Below are 7,470 nucleotides of genomic sequence, written 5' to 3'. Positions count from 1 at the left end.
CAACCACCCGAACACTACGAGCAGCCAGCCACACCCCACCACGAGGTAAAACATTGGCATCGATTTTTGACACGCTGTTGAGTTCTCAAGAATCGGACACACACCATCAACCAGCTCACCGAGCCAGCCTCCGGGGCAACCCTTCTAGTCTGCCGCGCGTCTGCTTGGGAGTCAAATCCGTGACCGCCTCTTGGAGGCGCCGGTCCCGACTCGCTTGGTTTCCCTTGCGGCAGTGAGAACATTACACGTGCCCCGGCGGATCTCCTAATCCGCCCGTCCGGGACCCTCCACATGGCACCTGACCTGCGGAAACGTCCTTGAGGGCCGACTTTGGCCAGAGCCTCGACCGCCCCGATCGGAGCCCCCGTGGACGGCCCTCAGGCGATGCGTTCGATGACGATCGGAGGCAGGTCGGGCCGGGACCCCTCGGGCGCGATGGTGAAGGCACCCTCGAGCGCCTCGATCGCCCGGCCGAAACGTTCCGGTGTGTCGGTGTGCAGGGTCAGCAGCGGGTCGCCGCCGCGCACCACGGCACCGGGCTTGTAGTGGATCTCCACGCCGGCGGCGGCTTGGACGGGATCCTCCTTGCGGGCCCGTCCCGCACCGAGGCGCCACGCGGCGACCCCCACGGCAAGCGCGTCGAGCTCCACGAGCACGCCATCCGCAGGAGCGAGGACCTGGTGGGTCTCCTTGGCCGTCGGCAGCGGAGCATCGGGATCGCCGCCCTGGGCCCGGATCATCCGACGCCACACGTCCACCGCTCGACCGTCGGCCAAGGCATCCGCAGGGTCGACGTCCTCCAGACCTGCGGCCGAAACCATCTCCCGGGCGAGCGCAACGGTGAGCTCGACGACGTCCTCCGGCCCGCCGCCTTGCAGGACCTCGACCGACTCACGGACCTCGAGCGCGTTGCCGGCGGTCAGCCCGAGCGGTGTGGCCATGTTGGTCAACAGGGCCACCGTCCTCACGCCGGCCTCCGTGCCCAGCCGGACCATCGTCTCGGCCAGCTCCCGCGCCTGGTCGAGCTCCTTCATGAAGGCGCCCGAGCCCACCTTGACGTCGAGCACCAGCGACCCCGTCCCCTCCGCGATCTTCTTGCTCATGATCGAGGAGGCGATGAGTGGCACGCATGAAACGGTGGCCGTGACGTCACGCAGGGCGTAGAGCTTCTTGTCGGCCGGCGCCAACCCGGAGCCGGCGGCGCAGATGACGGCACCGACGTCCTCGAGCTGGCGCATCATCTCGTCGTTGGTCAGCGAGGCTCTCCACCCGGGGATCGACTCGAGCTTGTCGAGGGTGCCCCCGGTGTGGCCGAGCCCGCGGCCGGACAGCTGCGGCACCGCCACGCCGCAGGCCGCGACCAGAGGCGCGAGCGGCAGCGTGATCTTGTCTCCCACTCCCCCGGTGGAGTGCTTGTCGCTCGTCGGCCGCGAGAGGCCCGAGAAGTCGAGTCGCTCGCCGGAGCGGATCATCGCGTCGGTCCACCTGGCGATCTCCTCGCCGGTCATGCCGTTGAGGTAGATCGCCATCGCAAGGGCGGCCATCTGCTCCTCGGCGACCACCCCCCGGGTGTAGGCGTCGATCACCCAGTCGATCTGCTCGTCCGCCAGCCGCCCGCGGTCGCGCTTGGTGGCGATGACGTCAACGGCGTCGAAGGCCTCGGTCGCGTCGTTCATGGCAACGATCCCCCAGCGATCAGGTCGTCGATGCCGAAGGCCTGTGGGAGGACCTCGCGCATCGTCATCGGGCCTTCCGGTGTCATGAGGGCGCACTCCGGGCCACCGTTCTCCCAGAGCAGCTGGCGGCATCGGCCACACGGCATGAGTGCCTGACCGTCGCCACCGACGCAGAACACGGCGACGAGCCGCCCGCCGCCGGTGGCGTGCAGCTCCGACACCAGGCCGCACTCGGCACAGAGTCCGACCCCGTAGGCGGCATTCTCGACGTTGCAGCCGGCGACGACCCGCCCGTCGTCGACCAGACCCGCCACCCCGACCGGGAAGTGGGAGTAGGGGACGTAGGCCCGCCCCATCAGCTCCACCGCGCGCTGGCGCAGTGACTCCCAGTCGATGCCGTATGCCGCTGGGCTCGCTCCCGGGTCGACCTCGCTCACGAGGCCTCCCCCTTCCGATAGACCACTCCGTCGGCCTTGGGCATGCGTAGCCGTTGCGAGGCGAAGGCCAGGACGATGAGGGTCGCGAGGTAGGGCGTCATACCGGTCAGCTCGCGCGGGAAGATCGACGTCAGCGCGAACCAGGCGAACACCCCGACGGCGATCAGCACGCTGACCAGCCCGACGACCCGCTTCCCCTGCCTGCGGCGCCAGAGCGCCCAGACCCCCCAGAGCAGGAGGAACACCGAGAAGGGCAGCAGGAACGCATGGATGACGTCTCCGCCGCCCCGCAGGTAGATGGCGTCGCTGTAGCCGAAGAGGCCGGCTCCGGCGGCCAGGCCGCCGGGGCGCCAGTTGCCGAAGATCATGGCGGCGAGGCCGATGTAGCCGCGGCCGCCGGTCTGGCCCTCGCGGTAGAGGTTGGAGGCCACCATCGCGAGGAAGCCGCCGCCCAGGCCGGCGAGCCCGCCGGAGACGAGCACGGCGATGAACTTGTAGCGGTAGACGTTGACGCCGAGCGTCTCCGCCGCCGTCGGCGACTCGCCACACGAACGCAGGCGCAGACCGAACGACGTGCGCCAGATGATCCACCACGACAGGACCATGAGCGCAACCACCAGCACGGTGACCACCGAGAGGTTGGTGACCAGCGCCCGGAGCACGCTCGCGACGTCGGCGACGAGGAACGTGCGGCCTCTCTCGATCTCACCGAGCCAGTCTGAGAGCCCACCGATCGTGATCCGGGGCAGCTCGGGAAGGCTGGGCGACTGTGTGCCGCCCGTCGCCTCGAAGGTGCGAACCGCGAGGTAGGACGCGGCCCCCAGACCGAGCAGGTTGATGGCGACACCCGAGATGATGTGGTCGACACCGAAGACGACCGTGGCGAGGGCGTGGACGGCACCGCCGACCGCACCCATGAGGATGGCCCCGAGCAGCCCGGCCCAGGGGCCGTAGTTGGAGGCGAAGAACGCGGCCCCCCACGTGCCGAGGATCATCATTCCCTCGAGCCCGATGTTGACGACGCCGGCCCGCTCCGACCAGAGGCCGCCGAGACCGGCGAGCGCGATGGGTGCCGCCAGCGCCAGCGCGGCGGCGAGCGCCCCTGAGGAGTCGATGTCGTGGGCGCCGGTGATGACTCGGGTCAGCGAGATGACGACGAGGCCGAGAGTCGCGAGGACGATGAGCCGACGCCAGCCGACGAGGGACGAGTACCAGCCGAGCGGTCGTCGGGACGGCGGGCTGGTCGGCTCGGTCTGGGTGACGAGCTGGCTCATGCCGGAGCCCCTTCCTTGACGGTTGCGGCCTGCTCCGCAAGGGCCTGGGCGACCCGTCGCTGCTCGATCCGCACGTTGAGGCGGCGGATGACTTCGTAGGCGATGACGACGGAGAGGACGATGACGCCCTGGATGATCAGCACGAGCCGGTCACTGACGCCGGCCGTGATCTGGAGCGCGTTGGACTGCTGGTCGAGGAAGGCCCAGAGGAAGGCGGCGAAGACGATGCCGACCGGGTGGTTCCTGCCCAGCAGGGCGATGGCGATGCCCGCGAACCCGAGACCGGGCTGGAAGGTGGTGCCGTAGGCGTAGTCCTGGCCGAACAGCAGTGGCATGCCGACGAGCCCTGCGACGACCCCGGACAGGATCATGGACAGCAGGACCATTCGCTTGACCTTGACGCCGCTCGCGACGGCCGCCGACTCGGACCGGCCCGTGGCTCGAAGGTCGAACCCGAAGCGGGTCTTGCCGAGGACGAACCAGTAGAGGACGCCAATGAGGACGGCGAGGAACACGAGGCCGTAGACCTCACGCGAGACTCCCGGGATCAACGGCAGCCCGCCGACTCGAGAACCTTCGGGGATCGGCTGCGTGCTGACGATGTTGGACCCGGTCTGCGGCGCGGCCTTGCGCAGCAGGAACGCGACGAGCACGGTGGCGATCGCGTTGAGCATGATCGTGGAGATGACCTCGGACACCCCGCGATAGACCTTCAGCAGGCCCGCGATGCCGGCCCAGAGGCCACCGGCGAGCATGGCGACGACCAGCCCCAGGAGGATGTTGAGGGGGCCGGGGAGCCAGCCCTCGCCGGCGACGACGGCCGCGGCGAACGCGGCGATGCGGTACTGGCCGTCGACGCCGATGTTGAACAGGTTCATCCGGAACCCGATGGCGACGGCCACGGCCGAGATGTAGTAGACGATCGCGGCGTTGATGATGGCCACGATCACTCTGGGCCGCGGCACGGAGAGGATGGTCCCCCAGACCTCGCCGACCGGGTCACCGGCCACCACGAGGATCGTGGAGGTCACGATGACGGCCACGAGGATGGCCAGCACGGGGGCGGACAGGGCGATCCCCATCCGTCGCAGGTCGAAGCGGCGCGTCATCAGGCTGCCCCCTCCGTCGTCGCACCGGTCATGGCGGAACCGAGCTCCTCCTTGGTGACGCTGTCGGGGTCGAACTGCCCCGTCAGCCGTCCGCGCAGGATGACGTGGATCGTGTCGGACAGACCGACCAGCTCCTCGAGGTCGGCGGAGATCAGGAGCACGCCGAGGCCGGCCCGCCGCGCCTGCTTGATGTGGTCCCAGATCGCGGCCTGGGCGCCGACGTCGACGCCGCGGGTCGGGTGGGCCGCGACGAGGACCTTGGGCTCCCGGCGCATCTCGCGGCCGATGATCAGCTTCTGCTGGTTGCCGCCGGAGAGAGAGCCGGCGGTGACGTTGATCGACGGGGTGCGCACGTCGTACTGCTCGACGACCGCCTCCGTCTCCTGACGTGCGGCTGAGCCGTTGACGAGGGAGCCGCCCGGCCCCGTGACGTAGATCGGCTCGGTCTGGTGGCCGAGGATGACGTTCTCCCACAGGGGCGCCTCGAGCAGGAGCCCGTGGCGATGACGGTCGGCCGGGATGTAGCCGATGCCCGCCTCGCGGATCTCCCTGGTCTGCCAGGTCGAGGTGTCGACGTCGCCGAGGAGAATGCGGCCTGCCGTGGGTTCGCGCATCCCCATGATCACCTCGACCAGCTCGTCCTGGCCGTTGCCCTCGACACCGGCGATGCCGACGATCTCGCCCGAGTGGATGGTGAGGTTGATGTCGGTGAGCAGGGGGCGCCCGCCGAGCGGGTTTTCGAGTGAGGTCGCCTCCACGGTGAGGAGCGGCACGTCGGTCACGGTCGACTCCTCGGTGCTCGGCGAGGGCAGCTCCGACCCGACCATCAGCTCGGCGAGGTCGCGTGCGCTGACATCCTGGGGACTCACCTCGGCCACCGTGGTGCCACGGCGGACCACCGTGATCGCGTCCGCGACCCGGAGCACCTCGTCGAGCTTGTGCGAGATGAAGATGACGGTCAGGCCCTCGGCCTTGAGCTCGCGGAGGTTGTCGAAGAGCTCGTCGACCTCTTGCGGCACGAGCACGGCCGTCGGCTCGTCGAGGATGATGATCCGCGCTCCGCGGTAGAGCACCTTGAGGATCTCCACCCGCTGCTGCGCCCCGACTCCGAGGTGCTCGACGAGGGCGTCCGGCTCGATGTCCAGGCCGTAGGCGTCCGAGATCTCCTTGATCTTGCGGCGAGCGCCGTCACCGATGCCGTGCAACCCCTCGGCGCCCAGCACGACGTTCTCGAGGACGGTGAAGTTGTCGGCGAGCTGGAAGTGCTGGAACACCATCCCGATGCCGGCCTCGATGGCGTCGGCCGGCGACTTGAGCTGTCGCACCCGGCCCTCGACCGCGATGCTGCCCTCGTCGGGCTGCTGGACGCCGTAGAGGATCTTCATCAGCGTCGACTTGCCGGCGCCGTTCTCGCCCACGATGGCGTGCACCGTGCCGCGGTGGACGGTCAGCTCGATGTCCTTGTTGGCGACGACGCCGGGGAACCGCTTGGTGATGCCGTGCAGCTCGACGACCGGCTCACCCCGTCGCATTCCGGAGGCTCCGGCGCCGGGGGGCTCCACTCCTCGATCCGGGCCGCGGTCCGGTGGGACGGTGGCGGCTGGGTCAGTGGGGACGATGACGCACGCTCCTCATCAGGGCCCTTGCATGCGGGCGAGACAGAAATGGACCACCGCATTGAACGTACACAGTGATGCGGGGGCAGGGTAAGGAAAGGCCCGGACGACGCTCGGCGCGTCGTCCGGGCCGTGACCTTCAACCGGCTGGTCTGCGCGACTCAGGGAGTCGTGGGGACCGTGATCTCGCCGGAGATGATCTTCTGCTTGAACTCGTCGAGCTGCGCCTTGATGTCGTCGATCTTGCCGCCCGTCGTGGAGTAGTCCACGCCGCCGGCCTCGAGGTCGAACGACTTCTCGCCTGCGGCGAACTTGTCGTCCGAGATCGACTTGATGAAGTCGTAGACACCGACGTCGACCTTCTTGATCATCGACGTGAGGATGACGTCGCGGACGGCCTCGTCAGCCGTGAGGGCCTGGTCGGAGTCGACGCCGATGGCCAGCTTGTTGGCCGCCTTGGCAGCCTGGAAGACGCCACCGCCGGAGCCGCCGGCAGCGTGGTAGACGATGTCGGCGTTGGCCTGGTACATGCCCTCGGCTGCGGCCTTGCCCTTGGCGACGTCGCCGAAGCCGGAGAAGTCCGGCGGCTGCGTGAGGTACTGGACCTTGATCTCGATGTCGGGCTTGACGGCCTTGGCGCCCGCGATGTAGCCGGCCTCGAACTTCTTGATGAGGGGCGTCTCGACGCCGCCGACGAAGCCGATCACGTTGGTCTTGGTCTTGAGCGCCGCCGCCGCACCGACGAGGAAGGAGCCCTCGTGCTCGGCGAACGTGACGTTCTCGATGTTGGCGCCCTTGGCGTCCGTGGAGTCGATGAGCGCGAACTTGACGTCGGGGTTCTCCGCCGCGACCTTCGCCACCGACTGTGCGTAGGCGAAGCCCACTGCAACGATGTTCGTGTAGTCAGCGTCGATCAGCTGCTGCAGCCGCTCCTCGCGGGCGGACTCTGCCTCGCCGTTCTGGGCGACGGCTTCCTTGCTGTCGATGTTGAGCTCGGCCTTGGCCTTGTCGAGACCCGCAGCTGCGGCGTCGTTGAAGGACTGGTCGCCGCGACCGCCGACGTCGTAGGCCATCCCGACCTTGATCTGCTCACCGGCGGCAGGGGCGCCGGTGCCGGTCCCGCCGGCTCCCGGAGTGGTGTCCGGGGTCTCGCTGCTGCCGCAGGCGGCAAGTCCGAGTGCAGCAGCGGCGATGACTGCTGCGACCTTGGTTGCGTGACGCAAGGGTTGCTCCTTCACTCGTCGGACCGACGACGACATCGGCCCTGATTCCCGCACTGTAGACCTGCTGCCGGACGTGAACGGAAGTGGTCGGGGAAACTCGCCGCAAGTGTTACCTATCCGCGACCCGGCCTCGAC

6 protein-coding genes are annotated in these 7,470 nt (G+C 68.8%); all 6 read right to left on the bottom strand.

Annotated elements, in window-relative coordinates; genetic code table 11:
• Positions 1-377: 377 nt before the first annotated feature.
• Positions 378-1,676, bottom strand: a complete 1,299-nt coding sequence (locus OO014_RS14375; RefSeq protein WP_272463014.1) for a thymidine phosphorylase — start codon at positions 1,674-1,676, stop codon at positions 378-380.
• Positions 1,673-2,113 (bottom strand): cytidine deaminase, encoded by a 441-nt coding sequence (locus OO014_RS14370; RefSeq protein ID WP_272463013.1) that lies wholly within the window; start codon positions 2,111-2,113, stop codon positions 1,673-1,675. Before OO014_RS14370 ends, OO014_RS14375 begins: the two co-directional genes overlap by 4 nt.
• Positions 2,110-3,387, bottom strand: coding sequence for an ABC transporter permease (locus OO014_RS14365; protein ID WP_272463012.1), 1,278 nt, complete (start codon positions 3,385-3,387; stop codon positions 2,110-2,112). The genes OO014_RS14370 and OO014_RS14365 overlap by 4 nt, the downstream gene beginning before the upstream one ends.
• Positions 3,384-4,496 (bottom strand): ABC transporter permease, encoded by a 1,113-nt coding sequence (locus tag OO014_RS14360; RefSeq protein ID WP_272463011.1) that lies wholly within the window; start codon positions 4,494-4,496, stop codon positions 3,384-3,386. The genes OO014_RS14365 and OO014_RS14360 overlap by 4 nt, the downstream gene beginning before the upstream one ends.
• Positions 4,496-6,028 (bottom strand): ABC transporter ATP-binding protein, encoded by a 1,533-nt coding sequence (locus OO014_RS14355; RefSeq protein WP_272463010.1) that lies wholly within the window; start codon positions 6,026-6,028, stop codon positions 4,496-4,498. The genes OO014_RS14360 and OO014_RS14355 overlap by 1 nt, the downstream gene beginning before the upstream one ends.
• A gap of 245 nt (positions 6,029-6,273) precedes the next feature.
• Positions 6,274-7,335 carry a BMP family lipoprotein gene (locus OO014_RS14350; protein ID WP_272463009.1) on the bottom strand — a complete coding sequence of 354 codons (1,062 nt, stop codon included), beginning with the start codon at positions 7,333-7,335 and terminating at the stop codon, positions 6,274-6,276.
• Positions 7,336-7,470: the final 135 nt, after the last annotated feature.

It is taken from the genome of Intrasporangium calvum, from assembly GCF_028446585.1.
GTDB classification, from domain to species: Bacteria; Actinomycetota; Actinomycetes; order Actinomycetales; family Dermatophilaceae; genus Intrasporangium; species Intrasporangium calvum_A.
Note: the sequence above shows the minus strand (reverse complement) of the source record. Positions and strands in the feature narration are given on the sequence as shown.

Bases quoted from the DNA above. Each gene is read 5' to 3' on its own strand.
- OO014_RS14355 (WP_272463010.1), bottom strand. From the start codon at position 6,028: ATGCGACGGGGTGAGCCGGTCGTCGAGCTGCACGGCATCACCAAGCGG.
- OO014_RS14375 (WP_272463014.1), bottom strand. From the start codon at position 1,676: ATGAACGACGCGACCGAGGCCTTCGACGCCGTTGACGTCATCGCCACC.
- OO014_RS14365 (WP_272463012.1), bottom strand. From the start codon at position 3,387: ATGAGCCAGCTCGTCACCCAGACCGAGCCGACCAGCCCGCCGTCCCGA.
- OO014_RS14360 (WP_272463011.1), bottom strand. From the start codon at position 4,496: ATGACGCGCCGCTTCGACCTGCGACGGATGGGGATCGCCCTGTCCGCC.